The sequence below is a fragment of the Gluconobacter wancherniae NBRC 103581 genome (assembly GCF_007988885.1).
In the GTDB taxonomy this organism is placed as follows: domain Bacteria; phylum Pseudomonadota; class Alphaproteobacteria; order Acetobacterales; family Acetobacteraceae; genus Gluconobacter; species Gluconobacter wancherniae.
This window is the reverse complement of the sequence record NZ_BJUZ01000001.1, coordinates 954,025-973,776: the sequence shown is the minus strand read 5'-3', so window position 1 is coordinate 973,776 and position 19,752 is coordinate 954,025. Positions and strand designations below refer to the sequence as shown.

Below are 19,752 nucleotides of genomic sequence, written 5' to 3'. Positions count from 1 at the left end.
CTGCCGTTAGCGGCAAGTTTTAACTAAAACGACACAATTTTCGGGTGTATTCCTGCGTCAGATAAGAGTGTGATACAGCGATAGATACTCAATGCCTCCCACTGTGGAATGCCTGTCCGTGAATGCACCGCCGCCCAAGGACATCGACCCGGAAGACCCAAGCCCGGTCGTTGGAACAAGTCGGCCTTATCTTTTGCGTGTTCTTGGGCCGGGCCTGATCACAGGCGCATCTGACGATGACCCGAGTGGGATCGCCACCTATTCGCAAATAGGCGCCCAATATGGCTATGCGCTCAGCTGGACGATGCTGTTTTCGTATCCATTAATGGTTGCAATCCAGATCATCAGCGGGCGTATCGGCCGCACGACAGGGCATGGTATCGCGGGAGTTCTGCAGCGCTACTATCCATCATGGCTTCTGACATTCATTGTCCTGACCTTACTTGTGGCCAACATCATCAATCTCGGGGCCGACCTTGGTGCCATGGCGGATGCATTGACCCTTCTGGCTCCCGCGCCGCGCTACCTCTATGTCGTCCTGATGGCTGCGACATGCATCTCGATGCAGCTTTTCCTCGTCTACACGCGCTACGTCGCGGTTCTGAAATGGTTGACCCTCGCCCTTCTCACTTATTTCGGCGTATTTGCCATCGTTCCGATAGACTGGTCAGATCTTCTCAGGCACCTTGTATGGCCTGGATGGCATTGGAACCATGACAGCTTCCTCGCGATCGTCGCCATCTTCGGAACGACAATCAGCCCATATCTGTTTTTCTGGCAGGCCTCGGAAGAAGTTGAAGATCTTCATGCACATCCGACGCGCAAAAATCTCCTGAATGCCCCGACACAGGGAAAGCGTGCCTTTCATCGCATCAATATTGATACATTCGTGGGTATGGGTTTTTCCAATCTGGTGGCACTCGCCATTATCGTAACCACGGCCTCGACGCTGCACGTCCATGGCCTCAAGAATATCGAGACATCTGCGCAGGCCGCAGAAGCATTAAGGCCTTTTGCGGGCCGGTTTGCGGAGATCGTTTTTACAGTGGGGATCATCGGTACGGGCTTGTTGGCCGTGCCAGTTCTCACCGGGTCTGCCGCTTATGCGGTGGGAGAAATGAGACGCTGGCCTATGGGTCTCGACCGACGCCCCAAAGAAGCACAGGCATTTTATGCTGTACTTGTGATTTCGACCCTGATCGGAATGATCATGAACTTCACCCCGATCAATCCAATCCGTGCCCTTTACTGGAGCGCTGTCATCAACGGTATTACAGCCGTGCCGGTCATGGTCGTCATGATGCTGCTGTCTGCGCGCGCTGACATCATGGGGAATTTTGCAATCAAAGGTGTGCTGCGCTTTTTCGGCTGGTTAGCCACAGCAGTCATGGCCGTTGTTGTCTGCGCCACCCTTATTTCGGCATTTTGAAGCACCCGCATCAGGCCAGCGCACCCTCAGCCATCATCTGCTGAAGGTCGAGGTCATGTTCAAGCTGATGCAGCACTGTGTCATGAACCAGCCCCTCACGGTGAAGGCGCAGGAGTTCGGTCCTTCCGGCTGCAATCGTCGTTAGAAGAGCCTGATAATGGGCATTTCTGTCATTCTTAAGCGTCTTCTGCTCACGACTGAAGCGATCTGCCACATCAGCGCGATACGTGTATTGCTCGAGAAGACGTCCATGAATCAGCCGTCCATCCTCTGAATAGGCGACTTTCTCTATCGCCTTCTGCTGGACACGCGCGATAAGGGCTCTGGCCATCGCAATCGAAAGATGAGGATCCTGCTCCTCGCTCTGACGCCCAATGCCACTCAACCGGATAACAGCACCAAGGGTTGTCCCCTGGCCGAGCACCGTCACAAGAATAATAGCGAATGTGGCGATCTGCAGAATGTCGCGCTGTGGCATTTCCTCCGGTATCGCAAGGACGATTGCGAGACTGACAACCCCTCGCATGCCACACCACCCCATGACACTCACAAAGCTGAAAAATGATCCCAACGAAGGTCTGTGGGCACGTGGCGCCCAGAGAACAGCAACGCCCTCCGCACAGAAAATCCATATAAACCGGGAAACAAGAACAGCAAGAATAATGCCACCTACAGGCCTGAGGACAGCGCCATTGATCCACGCAGTTCCTCCATGACGCTGCAGGATCTCATTCAGCGATGCACCAATCAACACGAACACCAATGATTCCAGCACGAACACCAGAACTTCCCACACAGCCGTGCTGCGAAGACGCTCGTCTGCGGTGAAAACCTCATGCTGGCGCCATCCCAGCATAAGCCCGGCCACTACAGTCGTGATAACACCCGACACACCCAGCCGCTCGCCGCCAATATATGCAGCCCAGGGAAGCAGGAGGGTAAGCGTAATGCTCAGAACACGATCACGAACCTTGCGCAGGATTGCAATCCATGCCCACCCAATAACGGCACCAAGCGCCAGTCCTCCAAAAGCCAGCACGCCGAAAGCAACTGTCGCCTGAAAAAGACTGAATGTACCTGTTAGCGCCGCAGCGGCTGCAAAACGATAAAGCACAAGGCTTGAAGCGTCATTAAGCAGGCTTTCGCCCTCGAGCAGGGTTGTGATCCTCTCCGGCAATTGAACGCGCTTGAGAACTGCCTTTGCAGCTACGGCATCCGGCGGTGCAACAATAGCCCCCAATGCGAAGCAGATTGCCCATGGCATCGCTGGCAAAAACCAGTGCGTTGTTACTGCAACAGCAAGTGTCGTGAAGAGCACACCACCCACAGCGAGTTGCAATATACCCGCAAGATTTGCGCGAAATGCCTTCCAGACGGAGAAGTAGGCTCCAGTCAGAAGAAGCGGAGGAAGGAAAATGATCAGAACCAGATCAGGATCAATCCCGATAACCGGCACGCCAGGAAGCAGCGCAATTGCAATACCGCCCAGAACCAGCGCAGCTGCAGGAGGAAGCCGAAGCTTCCGGGCCCCCAGCTCCAGGCCAATAATCAGCACGATCAGGAGAAGTATGAACTCGAACTGGCCTACGTTGGTCATGCACCCTACCACCGACAGTGAGGGAGCATTCTCCCACTCCTGCCTTAACGTTTAAAATGAAAATGCGATCAGTTCGGGCATAAAAAACTGCCCAACAGAAAGCGCTTGGATATTAGTGCAGAATTACTGCGCTCTGGACAGATGCACTACCTACACGCCAGAACAGATGAACGCGGCATGACATAATTTTTCATGATATCCGCAGTAAACTCGGCAAATGCGCGTGCTTTCGCCGTGGTCATCTTGCCTCCGGGGAATAAAGCCCAGAGATCAACAGGCTCCAGTTCCCATTCAGGAAGGCAACGTACCGCCCTGCCATCATCAAGTTCCGGTCCGAACATCCAGTCAGCCGCAACCGTTAGCCCCAGATCAGCAAGAACTGCTGAGCGTATACCTTCGGCAGCACTCAAACATAGACGCGATTTTAGCATTATTGTTTCTGCCTCCTCACCACGCCTCAAAGCAAACCTCGCGCTGCTACTTTGCGAGTAAAATATACCTGTATGATGTGCAAAATCTTCTGGCGCCCGAAGTGCTGGGGCTTTTTCAAGATATCGCGGGGTCGCAATGATGGATCTTCGGCCGGTCGCCAGTTTGCGGGCGATGACTGAGCTGTCCGTCAATGCTCCTACCCGCAGGCAAATATCAATACCCTCAGACACAAGGTCAATCCGCCGGTCATCAAGCTGAATGTCGATATCCAGCCTGGGGTTGTTTTCAAGAAAAGCCCCCAGTCTTGGAATAATCTGAATACGCCCAAAGGTGGTAGGGGCCGCAACTCGTAATCTTCCCTCCAGCCCCCGACCAATCCCACGCGCCTGGCTTTCAGCTTCTTCCGTATCTTCCAGAACCCTGGCAACCCGCTCGTAATAACGCTGACCAGCGTCGGTAGGATTCAGGCCATGAGTAGAACGCGTAAGCAGTGACACTCCAAGATACTGCTCCAGCTGCGCAACCGTCTTTGAAATCGCGGGCTGCCCTACATTCAGCAGCTTTGCAGCTTTCGAGAACGAACCCGCTTGAATAACCTTTGCAAACACATTCATGGCCTGAAGACGGTCCATGTTACTTCCCACTCAGAATAACGGATACGAAAACCCAAGAAATGCCGTTTTTACTCCGCAATGTCCAACGTGCCCCCTCCCCACAGAAACCTGAGAGAGGGGAACAGTTTTGGGGCAGTTATGCCTTCAGAAAAGCATGAAGATCCTGAAACAGTTCTTCCTGATGCGTCACGATAAATCCGTGCGGTGCACCCGGATAAATTTTCAGGGTCGCATTTGAAATCATCTTGGCAGCCAGAGCCCCTGTCGCTTCGAAGGGAACAACCTGATCATCGTCACCATGAATGATCAAAGTCGGAACATTGATCTTGCCCATATCCGGACGGAAATCCGTTTCGGAAAAAGCGGTAACGCAGTCGATGGTGGCTTTCAGAGATGCCTGAAGCGCGATCTGCAGTGTCTGATTCAGAACGCCGTCAGACACTTTTGCACCATGATTGATGCCGTAAAAAGCGGGCCAGAAATCCTTGAAAAACTGAGGGCGATCCTGAACAAGAGCGTTGCGGATGCCCTCGAATACCGCATCATCCGGGCCGATCGGGTGATCTTCTGTTTTTCTGAAAATCGGCGTTACCGCGCCAAGCAAAGCCAACTTCGCCACTCGGTCGTTGCCATGTCGTGCGATATAACGCGAAACATCTCCACCCCCCATTGAGAAGCCTACCAAAGTGACCTCATGCAGATCGAGCTTTTCGATCAGTTCGGCGATATCATCTGCAAAGCGATCATAGTTGTAGCCGTCCCAAGGTTGGTCGGAGCGCCCAAAGCCACGACGATCAAACGCAATGACGCGGTACCCATTCTGCGCGAAAAACAGCATCTGCGCATCCCACATATCCGCACTCAATGGCCATCCATGACTGAACAGGACTGGCTTACCGATACCCCAGTCTTTATAATAGATATCAACGCCGTCAGAAGTTGTGAATGTGGTCATGATAGGTTCTTTCGTTGGACTTTTTAGCCGGTAGCCCCTTTAAGACGCCCCGCCTTGAGACAAAACCTAGAACCGCCGATAAATGAAATATATGGAAACTATAGAAAATTATAGTTTCATTTTTTTATCAATCACTATCTCAGAACACCATAACGCTATCTTCACGAATCTCTGATCTGGTCAGCAACCGCAGCTCACGTAAGATAAACTCGTACTGCTCCTTCGACCGTGACACAGAAAGATGGCTCTGATGATCTTTTCAAAATTCAAATTAACTGCCGCTCTCGCATTCGGCGTCATGGCGCTTCCAGCTATTGCCATCGCCGCAGACATCGCAAACGGCAACCTCATCGGAACGGATGGTTCCACGCGCGGTACAGTACAGGTTACAGATGCACCGGGCGGAGTTTTACTGCGCATTGAGGCACAGGGACTAACTCCAGGCTGGCACGGCATTCATTTTCATGAAAAAGGAAATTGTGGCGTACCTAAATTTACGGACGCTGGAGCACACGTTCACACTGTAAAGCCCGTCTTGCATGGTCTTATGAACGCTGGAGCAAATGACGCAGGCGATCTCCCCAATATTTATGTTGGTGAAAATGGAAAAGCGACCGTCGAGCTGTACTCCACACTCGTATCGTTGAACCCAAAGGGCGGCCGCCCACCCCTTCTGGATGCAGATGGCGCCGCAGTCGTTATTCATACCAAGCCAGATGACTACCGTACCCAGCCAATTGGTGGCTCCGGAGATCGGGTCGCCTGCGCCATACTCCATTAATCGCCAAAGAGCGTTTTCACAACTCTAATGAATAAACCCGAATGCAAATATTACAATGCATTCGGGCTCCATAGCCCCGCCTCAAAGATCCACCCTTGCGCACTTCGTAATTTTTCAGAGATATTAGCGCATGATCATTGCGTTTCAATGATTTATAATAAATTGCGCAGGAAATATAATGTCAAGAAACCGTATAGTCATGATGGGCGCATCAGCATTCCTGATGACTGTATTCCTTCTCGCTGCCAGCATCACAACAACAATGGATGCCAGCGGCAGTATCCACCTGAATTATTTCTGGCTTGTAGCGGCCTTGGTATCGTCTTTGGTATTCATGTACACGTTCGGAAAATCCTGATTTCACGAGCAGCTTCCCGTAACCTCAAAAATTCCTTAGCCTACCCCAGTCCTTGGATCCAGGAGTTCTACCGGTGCCCGTAACCATCCATACCGATGATATCGGCACACACCCACAAGAACCTTCAGACATTTTTGCAAACCCACATTATCCCACCCTGCTCCGCCAAAATTTAATCCTGACCAGCCTGACGCTGCTTTATTTTTTTCTCATGGCCAATACGTTCAATGTTCTGGGCGTGGTCCTGCCGTCCATGGTCACTGCCCTTCATCTCAGCTGGAATGATGCAGGCTTTGGCTTCATGCTGCTCGGCCTTGCCTGCGGCCTGACAAGTCCCATGCCCGCGTGGTCGATCCGACAACTCGGAATTGCGGCAACACTCGCATTTTCAGCCATTATTCTGGCAGGCGGCTTTGCATGTTTCGCACTCGCCGAGAACAGTATCGGATATGATGCCGGAGCTTTTCTTCTTGGCGTCGGCTTTACGATGGGCGGAACAGTCTCAGGGACATATGTTCTGGCCCGTATTTCAGAGCGATCAGACAAACTGATAGCAATTTACTTTACGGGAGGTGGGCTGGGTGCAATTGCCGGACCACTCTTATTCCTGGGCAATCAGCATCTCTTCAGCGGATGGCGCCCGTTCTGGTGGCTCTGTGCAACTATTACGGGGCTTTGCGGACTGTTCGCAGCAGCCACAGTTCACGGCGTTGCGCGTCTGAATGGATCAAAAGACGAAAGCCTCCGTATTCCCGGATGGCCAACCCGCGCCGCACTGCTTCAGCCTGCGTTCTGGGCAATTGTAGCGTCATATACCGGCTGTCTCGCCATTAACACGACCATGCACAGCTTTGCGGTGCAACACCTTACAGAGCATGGATTGTCAGCAACTCATGCTGCGGAAATGATGTCCGCAATAGCCTTTCTTGGTGCAATCGGATCCGCCACGGCAGGCGCAATGGCTGGGAAACTGGGCGCCAGAATTCTAGCATTGGTGGCAACAGTCGCAATGAGCATGGCCGCCTTTTCGCTAGCCCTGCCGCAGAACATCGGGACACTGGCTATCTTCATTCTATCTCTGGGGCTTGGTATCGGCATAATATACGTGGCCAGTGCCATGCTCCTTCTGGAATACTTCGGAAAGCGCCACAACCTCGAGCTTTATGCAACAATGTGCCTCCTTTCCACTGCGGCCGCGCTGGGCCCGTGGCTTGGAGGACACCTGCATGACAGCATGGGCGGCTTCAGAAGCATCTTCCTCATTCTTGGCGCATGCGGGGCAGCTCTGTCTGTCGTTCTCATGGCAATGAAAGCGCCTCAAACTACAGATCTGAAGAACTGACTGCCCTGCCCGCATATCCTCATGACGGATAGCCGTCACTGTGAGATAGTGGACACTCCATGTCGCGCATAACGCACGGCGGAGTATTTCTGTGAGATCAATGAACGACACCCTTTCTGCGTCGCCTACGGGCGCACAACAGGAAATGGCGGCCGTGCCTGCCATTGCCATCAGAGATATCAGAAAAAAATATGCATCAGGCTTCGAGGCCCTTGCAGGCATAGACCTTGATGTCGCCCCCGGTGAGATCTTTGCGCTACTCGGCCCAAACGGTGCCGGAAAAACCACACTGATCAGCATCATCTGCGGCATCGTGACAGCATCAAGCGGCAGTGTTTCTGCCAATGGATACGACACGATCCGTGACTACCGGATGGCTCGAAAGCAGATCGGCCTTGTTCCCCAGGAACTGAACATCGATTCCTTCGAAACCGTCTGGAACACCACCTGCTTCAGCCGCGGCCTATTCGGAAAATCACCCGATCCCGTATACATCGAACAACTCCTTAGGGACCTGTCGCTTTGGGAAAAACGTGACAACAAGCTCATCACGCTGTCAGGCGGTATGAAGCGCCGTGTGATGATTGCAAAAGCACTCTCGCATCAACCTCGCATTCTTTTCCTTGACGAACCAACAGCTGGTGTGGACGTCGAATTGCGGCGCGATATGTGGCGCATGGTCAGGAAACTGCAATCGACAGGCGTTACAATCATTCTGACTACGCACTACATCGAAGAAGCCGAAGAAATGGCCGACAGGATCGGCGTTATCAATAACGGCCGTATTATTTTGGTGGAAGACAAATCCAAGCTCATGCAAAAGCTTGGGAAAACGCAGTTATTATTGAAAATTCAACACCCCCTTTCAATCTTGCCAGCCGAGCTTTCAGCATGGGACCTGACCCTCTCCGACGATGGGACAGAACTGACATACACTTACGACTCTCAGGCAGACGGCACCGGCATTCCAACACTCATTCGTGAGCTGGATTCAATCGGGGTCGAAGTGCGGGGGCTGCAGACAAAACAGAGCTCTCTCGAAGACATCTTTGTGAACTTGGTACGGAGCTCATCATGAATTTTTTCGCGATCCGTGCGATCTATAAGTCAGAAATGAACCGTACATGGCGGACTCTCCTTCAGAGTGTTGTCTCGCCCGTCATTTCGACAGCGCTCTATTTTATCGTGTTCGGTGCGGCAATGGGCTCACATATGGGCCCCGTCAACGGCGTCAGCTATGGAGCGTTTATCGTGCCTGGGCTGATCATGCTCTCGCTTCTAACGCAGAGCATCACCAATGCTTCGTTCGGTATCTATTTTCCCAAGTTTCTGGGTACAATCTATGAAGTCCTTTCGGCCCCGATTTCAGCTTTTGAAACAGTACTGGCCTATGTCGGTGCTGCGGCCACAAAGGCCGTTTTTCTGGGAAGCATTATCCTTATAACGGCTAGATGCTTTGTACCGTTCAGCATCATGCACCCGTTCTGGATGGTGGCGTTTCTGGTACTAACCGCTGTGACATTCAGCCTGTTCGGATTTATCGTGGGCGTCTGGGCAAACAGCTTCGAGAAACTCAATCTCGTTCCAATGTTGATTATCACCCCCCTGACCTTTCTGGGTGGGAGCTTTTACTCCATCAGAATGTTGCCGCCGTTCTGGCAACACATCACACTCTTCAATCCGGTCGTTTATCTCATCAGTGGCTTTCGCTGGAGCTTTTATGGTGAATCAGAAATAGCCGTAAAGACCAGCCTCGCCATGACAACACTCTTTATGGGGCTATGCATGGCGATTATTTTCTGGATATTCCGAACAGGATATCGACTGAAGCGCTAATCACACAAGTGGCAGGGTCCTTCTGAAAGGCCCTGTCAGACCGCTATGATTCTTCGAACAAATGGCATTTTGAGCATCATTCTAATAAAGAAAAAAGGAGGAATTGGAAATTTTTCAATCAATAAAAATAATACTCTCAATTTCAACTTATAAATATAAGATACTGAACGATTTTCTATTACTAATTTCACATATTTCCTAAGTATTTCGATAAGTTCATCTTTGTTATTTTTATTTATACGTGATTTTACGGCATCTACAATGAAGAAACGCCCAAACCTGGGCATTAAACAATCCCTGAAATAAAATCTCGACCTCTCGCGATCGTCTGGGAAAAGCCCAGCAAGTTTTTTAAAATAGAGAAATCTACTTCTTAGCATTCTGATAGAATATGAAGTACTATCTGAGTGTATACACCACACATAAACAGATTTATTTATGAAATAATTTGTATAACCTTTTCGAAAAATCCTCATAAACAAGTCGTCGTCTTCATATCCATTGAATTGCTCGTCAAAGCCCCCTACATCGTCATATGCTTTACGTGATATAATTGAAGCCGATGGCAGAACGAACATATCATTTTTTAACAAATCTGTGATATTTCGTTTTGGATGGGATGCGTGCTCTGTAATCATACTAGAGCGAACTATATTCCCGAAACCATCCGCTTCGACTGCATCTCCGTAAACAAATCCAAGACGCAGATCCTTCTTTGGTATTGCCATAACCAGGTTATAGATATGGTCGTCGAGATAAAAATCATCCTGATCAAGGAAACAGATAAACTCGGACGTCGAATGCGATACACCCGCATTGCGCGCCGAACCCTGTCCCCCATTCTTCTTGTCAATGATAGTAAATGGATACTCCTTGGCAATGAGATCAAGCATGTCCCTTTCTTCATTTTTTGAGCCATCATTTACTACTATTACTTCATTGGCTGCGATTGTTTGCCTATAAATGCTTTCAATCGCACGCTTTATCCATTTTGATCCATTATAGTAGGGGACGACTACACAGACGGAAGGGGCTGATTTCATTTTATTTTCCAAAAAGTTTTAAATATTAATATTAAAAATTACGAAACCTAGTGAAAAATAATGCAATTATATATTTCTAAATAGGAATTCTCACTGAATTATTTCCTTACAAAAGAAAAATACATTCAATTTTGAATTATTTGTGTGTATAAATATTTTATATCAAGTTAATAAGAAACATATCGGAATATTTTTCTTATTCGGTAACAGCCATAGATTCCAATGTAACAAAAAACATTATTCTTCCAATAAAAAGGGAAGAGGCATTTGAAATATAATGTTTCCATTTTTTGTATTTCATAATAATTTCAATCAAATTTATTAAAATAATGTAATTAAATTATATTTCTTATTATTGATCTTGATCAATGAAGAATTCCTAAAATCAAAATAGAAATTCTCAGTGTGACTGATGATTTTTCTTGCGAAAAGGTAGAGATGGCACGCAGGTATATATACCGGTCGAAAGGATGTCTTCCTGTGGCAGGAGGCGTTCTCTTTTGGACTGTCTTTTATCTGGCAATCCCTGGAAATGCTCGTGCTCAAACCACGGATGAACAGGAACTTTTCGCAATCAAGGCGGAGATGCGCAGGCTCGAAGCGCAGGTTGAAGCCATAGAGCGGCGACATAGAAAAAATACTCCACTTCGACGTCAAGCGGCACTCCCAGCCCACAATCCACAAACTGCCTCTGTAGAGCCGGCTGTGGCAAAAGCCTCAACAATTACTGTAAAGACGCCTCGCAGACTGACACCGGATATACTTCCCCTTCTGGCAAGGCCTGATTCACCTGCCCAGTTTTCTTCAGGTGCATCTCGACAGGACACTAGAACTGCGGAAGCACCTTTTCTTCAGTGGACGGGGCACGTGCGCGATGAACCGCATCGGACGGCAATCGATCTCAGTTCTTCCAGTCCTCTTGCAATCACACAGACCGCGGTCGATCAGCTTCCTCCCATTTTCCGCATCGGCAATATTTCCGTTCGGTTGGGCGGATTTGTCGACATGTCAAACATATGGCGCAGTTCAAACCTGACAAGCGGCCCAGCCACAGCATGGAATAATTTTCCCTATGCCAACAGCCCCAATCATGGCCTGCCTGAGGAGCGTCTTTCCGCTCAGTTGACGCGATTTTCCACGTTACTGGAGGCAAATCCAACGCCTTCGGTCAGACTTCAGTCCTATATCGAAGCTGATTTTGGTGGCTCTGCGGCTACGACCAACAGCGTCCAGATCAGCGGCTACACACCGCGCCTCCGGCAAGGGTATTTCACATTCACTCAGAAAAAATGGGGGCTTCATGTATTGATGGGCCAAGCTTGGAGCCTCACCACCAACTACGCCAAAGGCGTCATTCCCCGTCAGGAGCAACTGCCTGCGGTCACGGACAACAACCAGATCCCCGGAATAACTTTCACGCGCGTCCCACAGATCCGCATAGGCAAGGACTGGTCCCAGAAATACTGGCTGGCGCTTTCAATTGAAGACCCACAAGCCACATTTGCGTTTTCAAAGCCTTTCGCCTCAGGTGACTATCTGCCCGCGGCCTACGGGCAAACCGCCGGGGCCCGATCATTTTACGCCAACTCCGGCGGGGTACTTCTTAATCCAAACTCATCCTACACATACAACCCTGCCCCGGATATTGTCCTCAAAGGTGCTGTAGACACTTCTTTCGGGCATTATGAAGTCTTCGGATTAGCACGCTGGTTCCGCGCTCTTGTTGAAGCTCCTGGCGCAACACAGACCCATAAAAGCACGAGTTTCGGCGGTGGCGTAGGCGCTGGCATGACCATGCCACTCGGCACACGGGCTCTGCAATTGACGGGCAATGTTCTGGCTGGTCAGGGTGTAGGTCGCTACGGCCCCTCACTTATCCCCGATACAACGCTCAATGGACAGGGCAGCCTCTCTCCTGTCCCTGAGATGATGGGGTCGCTTGGCCTGATCGGCCATCCTGCCTCATCTGTGCTGCTTTATACTTATGGGGGTGTAGAGGCTGCAGGCCGCAGTCGTTACATCGGCGCAGACGGCCACCAGTATGGCTATGGCGTCACGGACACGAACCTCGCGGGATGCTCGGTCGAGTTCGGTACGTGTGATGCGCAAACGCGCACACTTGCCTCATTCACCGCAGGTGGATGGTGGCATTTCCTTGAGGGCCATTACGGTAGCCTGATGGGTGGCCTTCAATACACATACATCCGAAAGTTTGCCTTTAAAGGTAATGATGGCGCTGGACACGCAGTTGATCCAACAACATTTGGACACACTGTCTACGTGACTTTCAGATACTTCCCCTTCCAGCAATAAAAATTCGATAAGGAGAAAATTATGTCTTATACCGTTGGAACCTATCTTGCAGAACGCTTGGCCCAGATTGGCCTCAAGCATCATTTTGCTGTCGCTGGTGACTATAACCTCGTCCTGCTCGACCAACTATTGACCAATAAAAACTGTGAGCAGGTTTATTGCTGCAATGAGCTGAATTGTGGATTTTCAGCTGAGGGGTATGCGCGCGCCAACGGAGCTGCTGCTGCTGTGGTTACATTCAGTGTGGGCGCAATTTCTGCTTTGAACGGGATCGGTGGGGCTTATGCCGAAAACCTGCCAGTTATTCTGATATCAGGCGCACCAAACTCCAATGATCACGGCAGTGGTCACATCCTTCACCACACCATTGGTACACCAGATTATTCCTATCAGCTTCAGATTGCTGAAAAGCTGACATGTGCGGCTGTTTCCATCATTTCACCCGACGATGCGCCTGAGAAAATCGATCGCGCCATCCGCACGGCATTGCGTGAAAAAAAACCGGCCTATATCGAAATTGCATGCAATGTTTCTGGCATGCCCTGCGCTGCTCCAGGACCGATCAGTGCGGTTATTGATGTACCACCGAGCAATCATGCGGCGCTTCAGGCCGCTATAAAAGCTGTCAGTACTTTCGTTGAAAAGCATGAGAAGCCTATCATTCTCGTGGGCAGCAAGGTCCGCGCCGCCGGTGCAGAACAGGCAATTGTCAGGCTTGCGGATGCGCTTGGATGTGCCGTTGGCACCATGGCGGCCGCAAAGAGCTTCTTTCCTGAAGATCATCCTTCCTATGTCGGCACTTACTGGGGCAGCGCCAGCACGGCTCACGTAAACGAAATTTTTAACTGGGCTGACAGTACGCTGGCTCTGGGATGTGTCTTTAACGACTACTCCACCGAAGGGTGGACTGCATGGCCCAAGGGCGCCAGCGTCGTTAATGCAGATAAGGAAGTCACGAAACTTGATGGTCAAAGCTTCGACAGCATCCATCTGCGCGATCTGATCGACGGCGTTGCAGAACATTTCAAGGGCAAACCCAAAAAAGACGCAACGATGGTTCAGTTCCATCGCATCGCGACCAAACAGCTTGACGAAGCTGGCAGCACATCAGGCACCACGAAGCTCGCACGCGCAGATATCCAGAAAGCTGTTCAGGGCCTGGTCACCCCAGAGACCACCATTTTTGGTGAAACCGGAGATTCCTGGTTCAACGTACTGCGCCTGAATCTGCCTCGTGGCGCGCGCGTCGAGTATGAAATGCAGTGGGGTCACATCGGCTGGTCCGTGCCATCGATGTTTGGCTACGCCGTAGGTACACCGGAGCGCCGCCATATCCTTATGGTCGGTGATGGATCATTCCAGCTCACCGCTCAGGAAGTCGCTCAGATGACGCGCCGCAAGCTGCCGGTCATCATCTTTCTGATCAATAACGCGGGCTACACGATCGAAGTCGAGATCCATGACGGCCCATATAACAATATCAAAAACTGGAACTACGCAGCCCTTATCGAGGCGTTTAATGCCGAAGACGGACACGGTAAAGGCCTGCGCGCAACAACCCCGGATGAACTGAGTGCTGCGATCAAAACTGCCTTGGCCAACCATGATGGCCCAACGCTAATCGAGTGCGTAATTCCAAGAGATGACTGCACAGGAGAGCTGATTTCCTGGGGCCGCCACGTTGCAATGGCCAACGCAAGACCACCTGCAAAGTAAGGGAACCCAGAGGGCATGCCGGAAATATCCGACATGCCCTTTGAGTTTTGGTCTGATTATTGGAGTATTCCATGTCTGAAACGAATACGCAGCCCGCACCAAAGCCGCAAAATATATCCTCGCCACAACCGCAAACCCTTCAACCGCTGTATGTCCTTTCCTGGTTGCTGTGCGCGCTCTTTTATTTCTACCAATATGCCATCCGCTCTGCTCCCGGCATCATGCAGGATGAACTAACCCAGGCCTGGGGCAACAGCCATCTAGGTCTGATGATTGCGTCCTATTACATTGTCTACGCCCTGATGGCGCTGGCTGTTGGCGTCTTGCTGGACCGCTATGGCGCGCATGCCGTGATGCCCGTGTTCATAGCCATAACTGGCGCTGGATGCCTCATTTTCAGTCAGGGCAGTGTTGCTGCAGGTCTGGGTGGATATGTCATTCAGGGAATAGGCGCGATCTGCGCTTTCGTTGGGGCGTCCTATGTCGCAGCACGCTATCTGCCTGCTCGCACGCTCGCCCTTTTTGTTGGGCTGACGCAGTGCCTTGGTATGGCTGGAGCGGCTTTTGGCTCAAAACCCACACGTATTCTGATTGATCCGCATGGCTCGTTCCACCTTCCGTGGCAGACCGTCTGGATGGGCTTTGGTGTCATCGGTATCGTTCTGGCCGTTGCCGTGTGGTTTGTGATGCCTCGCGACAGTGGTGATAGCGACCATCATCATGGTCACGTATCGATGGCCAACCTCATCAAACCTTTCAAGATCATCTTCAGCAATCCCCAAAGCTGGTTCGCGGGCCTGATCGGTGGCCTCCTGTTCGTCCCCACCACAATTGGCGCACTGGGCTGGGGCGCTCTCATGCTGAGCCAAGGTGAACACACAACAATGGCTTTCGCCGCTTCGGACGTATCGATGGTCCCTATCGGCTGGGTGATCGGATGCCCGCTTCTGGGATGGATCTCCGACAAGATAGGCCGCCGCAAACCAGTCCTGATCGGAGGAGCACTTGTTCTGCTGTCTGCAGCACTATGCGCCCTGTTCGTGCCGGTTGGTGTATTGCCTCGTTACTCTGTGGCGCTCGTCATGGGGATTGCTTCCGGTGCGGCGATGCTCCCCTTCTCATCGATGAAGGAAGTTAATCCGCCGGAGGTCAAAGGGACAGCAGCAGGCGTCATGAACTTCCTCGTTTTTGGAACGACAGGCATCATGTCGCCCCTCGTCTCGGCACTGATGGGTAGCGGAGCCACCACGATGGCGCAGTTCCATCGCGCATTCATACCGTTGGTTATCGGCATCGTGATTGCTATCGGTATCTCATTCATGCTGCGTGAAACCGGCTGGAAAACGCGTCAGGCGAAATAACACGCAAATTCCCTACCTTGTGGAATGCCCACAAGGTAGGGATCACATGAATTGAATATGGCTTTTAAATCCAAGAAGTGCTGCATTCCTGAGATTATTCTGTGCATTAGGATGAATGTAGTACTCAAATAAAGGCGTAAAAATCACGCCCGGAATAACCCGGATCGCATAGTTTGCTTCCATTACCATAGTGTTACGCTGAACACCCGTGGCATGATTGGGAAGAGCGCCGCCAGTCAACAGACTGTCCTGCTCCATCATCGTCACACCCTTCGCAATCTTCGTGTACGTGAATGCGAAGCCCATAGTGTCATAGGGGCGAGAAGGAAACAGACCTCGATTGATCAGCGCACCATAAATCAGATATTTCCGAAGTGCTGTATGAGGGTCATTGTAAATGGCGCCAGCAAGAGCAGTCAGGCCGGAATTCTTGTCCCGATAGTGCAAAAGCCGTTGATCAAGCATCATCCATGTGGACCATGAGGCACTATGCTTTTTCGGCGTCAGTCGTGTCAGCGCATATGATCCACCATACAGATCATAAAAATTATCATTCTGAGGCGTACTAAACACCTGGGCCCCAAATTTATAATGCCCTGGCAGCGTTCCCTTTCTGAAAACCGGCTCCCAGGCAGTTTCGAGCGGTGCAGCATACCCTATGATGTTGGCGCCGTTGAACTTAAATCCCGTGCGATGCTGATACACCTGATAGATGCCGTTTTCGATCGGATAAACGCCCGTCTGAACATAGACTGAATTCACGGGGCGTCCTCGAACGCGAAACCCCCACGTTGCCGCTGGGTAACCGGCGTCGAAGTTTGTATCGGTAATGCCTTTAGGTCGACCGCAGAAGCTTCCATTCTGAAAATTACAAAACAGTGGGCTGGCAGCAAAATCGGAAATTTCAGACATGCGTCCAGCAGCAATCGCAAGACGCCCACCATACAGCGTCTCTTCGCCATACATATACACCAAATGCACCACGACATTTCCACCACCACCGTAATCTTCCGAGGCATGGTTCAGCCAGTCACCAAACATACGATTGGCAGTCGTTCCGTATCGACCGACAGTGATCATATGGGTTGCAAATCCACGAACTCCCGCAACCTTTTCCCAATCAATATCAAGCTGCATCGCATATTGTCCTGCGTTGCTCGCACCCTGCTTGTAATTGATGAACCCTGGCGTTGAGCCGCGCGTGGGGGGAGTGATTGCACCTGCAAATTCGTTGGTATTATCAACAAGAAAATTAAAACCCCTTGCCCGCAGCCATTTTGACAGTGGGTTGGAGATAATAGCTTCCGGATGAGAAAAATCCGGAACGCTTGTCTGTGTCGAAGAATTCGAGGCGATGGGTGTCGCCACAAGCACACTCGGAGCCGATCCAATATCCTTGTCCATAACCTGCGCTCTTGCGGGCAACCCATAGACAGCAAATGCCACGCAGATGGCGCCCAGTATCCATGTCGGGCGGGATATTGTTCGGGTAGGCAATTTAAGACCCTCGTTTACTACGTCCTGGGATAATCAATATGCATACAGATGCGATATCAAATCTACAAAATAAAATACTTACCTTCGAACGTAGTGGAGAGGGCAATTACAATCATTACACATGGAAGTGAGTGGCGCAAAAAGTTATTTATCACCACTCAATAGTCATTCAATCAATGCACAAAAATAGATGCAATGAGGCAGAAAACAAGCCCACAGACTGCAATCAATGTCTCAAGAGCAGACCATGTTTTTATAGTCTGCGGGACTGTAAGACCCAGATATTCCTTGATTTGCCAGAATCCTGCGTCGTTCATCGGGCCAAAGGCAACCGACCCTGCCCCCGTGACCAACACCATGAGCTCGGGTGAAACCCCGGTTGAGCTTGCCAGAATTGGCGCCACAATTCCCGATGCCGTCGCCATTGCAACAGTTGCTGAACCGCAGGCAATACGCACAATCGCAGCTAACATCCAAGCCAAAATCAAAAGTGGCATATGCGCGCCAAGGGCCGCGTCCGTTATGGATTTGGAAACACCACTGTCCACCAGAACGCGACCAAAGCCTCCGCCAGCGCCGATCAGCAGCATGATGAGAGCCGTGGGCCCAAGGCACTCATTTGTAAAGCGCAGGATTGTCTCTCGCGAGAAACCCCTTGCCTGCCCCAGCACATAAAACGACAGGATTGTTGCCAGAAGCAGGGCAATATCCGTGTTCCCGATAAAATGCAGAACAGTGCTGGGGCCACTATGAGGCGTGGTGATGCGATCTGCGACAGACCCGATGAGCATAAGCATAACGGGGGAGAGAATGGTAAAAACCGTGATACCGAAACCAGGAAGGCTGGTAGGTGGCTTGCTGCTGACAAACTGCTTTGCAAGCGGATTGACGCCCACAGGAATGACCCGCGCAGAGGCGAAGCGCCCAAAAAGCGGGCCTGCAATGATGGCAATCGGTGTGCCGATCACAATTCCCAGGAGAATGGTACGCCCGATATTCGCGTGATAGGCACTGACAGCCAGCAGCGCTGCAGGATGCGGCGGAATGAGAGCATGTGTAACGGAAAGCGCGGCCCCCATAGGCAATGCCACACGGAGCAGAGGTGTGTCTGTGCGCTCAGCAAGAACGAATGCGAGCGGAATCAGCAGTACAAACCCGACTTCAAAGAAAACCGGCAACCCGATCAGCAATCCGATCAACATCATCGCCCAATCGACCCGACGCCTGCCCGCAACATTCGAAATCGTCAGGGCAATGCGATCCGCGCCCCCAGATTCAGCGAGCATTTTGCCCAGCATCGTTCCCAAAGCGATGACCGTGCCGACATGCCCCAGAACATGGCCTGCTCCGGCCTCAAAGGAACCCACAACCTTGTCGGCGGGCATTCCAGCAATCAAGGCTAGCAGGATAGAGACCGTAAAAAGGACGATAAACGGGTTGAGCCGGAAGCGCGCGATAAGAATCACGACGGCCCCAATCGCGGCCGTCGCAAGAGAGATGGCAAAAATAGAGCTCATCCCGTGTTAACTCCCTTGTTATGACATGTGCTGTATTCCGCCTTTAGGGGGCTCCGACATGTCACAATATAAATGTTATAATATCCCTTAACACATTTTCATTAAGAGACCATGTTCCACGAAGCGCTATTACAAAGAAGCCGTAATACCGCCATCAATCATCAGCATGTGTCCGTTTACAAAACTTGAGGCATCGGAAGAAAGAAAAACAGCAGCGCCAACAAGCTCTTCGACCTGCCCCCATCGTGCGGCCGGTGTGCGCTTGCACAGCCAGTCCGTGAAAGCTTCGTCCGCAACGAGCTTACTGTTCATCTCCGTGGCAAAATACCCAGGTGCCAGACCATTGATCTGCAAGCCGTGCCTTGCCCAGTCGGTAGCCATCCCTTTTGTAAGGTTTTTGACTGCCCCTTTGGTCGCCGTGTAGGGCGCAATCCCCGGGCGGGCCAATTCACTCTGAACGGAACAGATATTAACGATCTTACCCTTCCCGCGTGGGATCATATGTCGGGCAACAGCCTGACCCACAAAAAACACGGCGTTAAGATTGGTAGAGATCAAATCGTCCCAGTCTTTGCGAGCAAACTGGTCCAAAGGCGCCCGCCTTTGGATTCCGGCGTTATTGATCAGAATGTCGATCGGCCCCTGCTGCGCGATTACCTCAACACCAGCAATCACTGCGTCCTGATCGGTCACATCGAACACTGCTATGCTGGCCCGATGGCCAGCCTTTTCCAGCTCTGCCTGAGCCGCCTTCAGGCTATCGGCATCGCGGCCATTGAGAACGACCTCGGCACCATAGCGCGCCAGCCCCTTTGCAAGAGTGAGACCGATTCCTCGAGACGCACCCGTGATAAGGGCTCGGCGTCCAGCGAGCGAAAAAAGATCGGGTTCGGGCATGTCCATCACCTTGGCAGTTAACCTTTCACGCTCTTAACAGCGTTCAGGTTCCTACGCAGGACAC

16 protein-coding genes are annotated in these 19,752 nt (G+C 51.2%); 9 read left to right on the top strand and 7 right to left on the bottom strand.

Going from position 1 to position 19,752, the window contains the following annotated elements:
- Positions 1–118 precede the first annotated feature (118 nt).
- Positions 119–1,429 (top strand): Nramp family divalent metal transporter, encoded by a 1,311-nt coding sequence (locus GWA01_RS04425; protein WP_229315991.1) that lies wholly within the window; start codon positions 119–121, stop codon positions 1,427–1,429.
- Positions 1,430–1,439: 10 nt separating this feature from the next.
- Here the strand turns inward: GWA01_RS04425 and GWA01_RS04420 are convergent, their stop codons facing one another.
- From GWA01_RS04420 to GWA01_RS04410, 3 genes are all read right to left on the bottom strand, one after another.
- Positions 1,440–3,026 (bottom strand): cation:proton antiporter, encoded by a 1,587-nt coding sequence (locus GWA01_RS04420; protein WP_146794396.1) that lies wholly within the window; start codon positions 3,024–3,026, stop codon positions 1,440–1,442.
- 146 nt (positions 3,027–3,172) lie between these two features.
- A complete protein-coding gene (locus GWA01_RS04415; protein ID WP_146794394.1) occupies positions 3,173–4,090 on the bottom strand; it encodes a LysR family transcriptional regulator in 918 nt (305 codons plus the stop codon).
- A 118-nt stretch (positions 4,091–4,208) separates the two neighbouring features.
- On the bottom strand, positions 4,209–5,027 hold the full coding sequence (locus GWA01_RS04410; RefSeq protein WP_146794392.1) for an alpha/beta fold hydrolase: 819 nt from the start codon (positions 5,025–5,027) through the stop codon (positions 4,209–4,211).
- Positions 5,028–5,277: 250 nt separating this feature from the next.
- Between GWA01_RS04410 and sodC the strand changes: the two genes are divergently transcribed.
- The 5 genes from sodC (at position 5,278) to GWA01_RS04385 (ending at position 9,344) form a co-directional block, all read left to right on the top strand.
- The gene (gene sodC / locus GWA01_RS04405) at positions 5,278–5,808 is read left to right on the top strand and encodes a superoxide dismutase[Cu-Zn] (protein WP_146794390.1); all 531 of its coding nucleotides are present in this window, start codon (positions 5,278–5,280) and stop codon (positions 5,806–5,808) included.
- A 178-nt stretch (positions 5,809–5,986) separates the two neighbouring features.
- Positions 5,987–6,166: a hypothetical protein gene (locus GWA01_RS04400; RefSeq protein ID WP_146794387.1), complete on the top strand. Its 180-nt coding sequence runs from the start codon at positions 5,987–5,989 to the stop codon at positions 6,164–6,166.
- A 73-nt stretch (positions 6,167–6,239) separates the two neighbouring features.
- The gene (locus GWA01_RS04395; RefSeq protein ID WP_146794385.1) at positions 6,240–7,508 is read left to right on the top strand and encodes an MFS transporter; all 1,269 of its coding nucleotides are present in this window, start codon (positions 6,240–6,242) and stop codon (positions 7,506–7,508) included.
- A gap of 100 nt (positions 7,509–7,608) precedes the next feature.
- On the top strand, positions 7,609–8,586 hold the full coding sequence (locus GWA01_RS04390) for an ABC transporter ATP-binding protein (protein ID WP_228118341.1): 978 nt from the start codon (positions 7,609–7,611) through the stop codon (positions 8,584–8,586).
- Positions 8,583–9,344 carry an ABC transporter permease gene (locus tag GWA01_RS04385; protein ID WP_146794383.1) on the top strand — a complete coding sequence of 254 codons (762 nt, stop codon included), beginning with the start codon at positions 8,583–8,585 and terminating at the stop codon, positions 9,342–9,344. Before GWA01_RS04390 ends, GWA01_RS04385 begins: the two co-directional genes overlap by 4 nt.
- A 35-nt stretch (positions 9,345–9,379) precedes the next feature.
- On the opposite strand, the gene GWA01_RS04380 is transcribed toward GWA01_RS04385, so the two are convergent.
- Entirely contained in the window at positions 9,380–10,387 is a 1,008-nt protein-coding gene (locus GWA01_RS04380) for a glycosyltransferase family 2 protein (protein WP_146794381.1), read from the bottom strand.
- A 438-nt stretch (positions 10,388–10,825) separates the two neighbouring features.
- Between GWA01_RS04380 and GWA01_RS04375 the strand changes: the two genes are divergently transcribed.
- From GWA01_RS04375 to GWA01_RS04365, 3 genes are all read left to right on the top strand, one after another.
- Entirely contained in the window at positions 10,826–12,700 is a 1,875-nt protein-coding gene (locus GWA01_RS04375; protein WP_146794379.1) for a hypothetical protein, read from the top strand.
- 21 nt (positions 12,701–12,721) lie between these two features.
- A complete protein-coding gene (locus tag GWA01_RS04370) occupies positions 12,722–14,416 on the top strand; it encodes an alpha-keto acid decarboxylase family protein (protein WP_146794377.1) in 1,695 nt (564 codons plus the stop codon).
- A gap of 71 nt (positions 14,417–14,487) precedes the next feature.
- Complete coding sequence (locus GWA01_RS04365; protein ID WP_146794375.1) at positions 14,488–15,777, top strand: MFS transporter; 1,290 nt, start codon at positions 14,488–14,490, stop codon at positions 15,775–15,777.
- 42 nt (positions 15,778–15,819) lie between these two features.
- On the opposite strand, the gene GWA01_RS04360 is transcribed toward GWA01_RS04365, so the two are convergent.
- The 3 genes from GWA01_RS04360 to GWA01_RS04350 all read right to left on the bottom strand — a co-directional run bounded on the left by GWA01_RS04360 (position 15,820) and on the right by GWA01_RS04350 (position 19,688).
- Positions 15,820–17,181 carry a carbohydrate porin gene (locus GWA01_RS04360; RefSeq protein ID WP_146795522.1) on the bottom strand — a complete coding sequence of 454 codons (1,362 nt, stop codon included), beginning with the start codon at positions 17,179–17,181 and terminating at the stop codon, positions 15,820–15,822.
- Positions 17,182–17,447: 266 nt separating this feature from the next.
- Entirely contained in the window at positions 17,448–18,791 is a 1,344-nt protein-coding gene (locus tag GWA01_RS04355) for a GntT/GntP/DsdX family permease (protein ID WP_146794373.1), read from the bottom strand.
- A 129-nt stretch (positions 18,792–18,920) separates the two neighbouring features.
- The gene (locus tag GWA01_RS04350; RefSeq protein ID WP_146794371.1) at positions 18,921–19,688 is read right to left on the bottom strand and encodes an SDR family oxidoreductase; all 768 of its coding nucleotides are present in this window, start codon (positions 19,686–19,688) and stop codon (positions 18,921–18,923) included.
- Between the last annotated feature and the right edge of the window lie 64 nt (positions 19,689–19,752).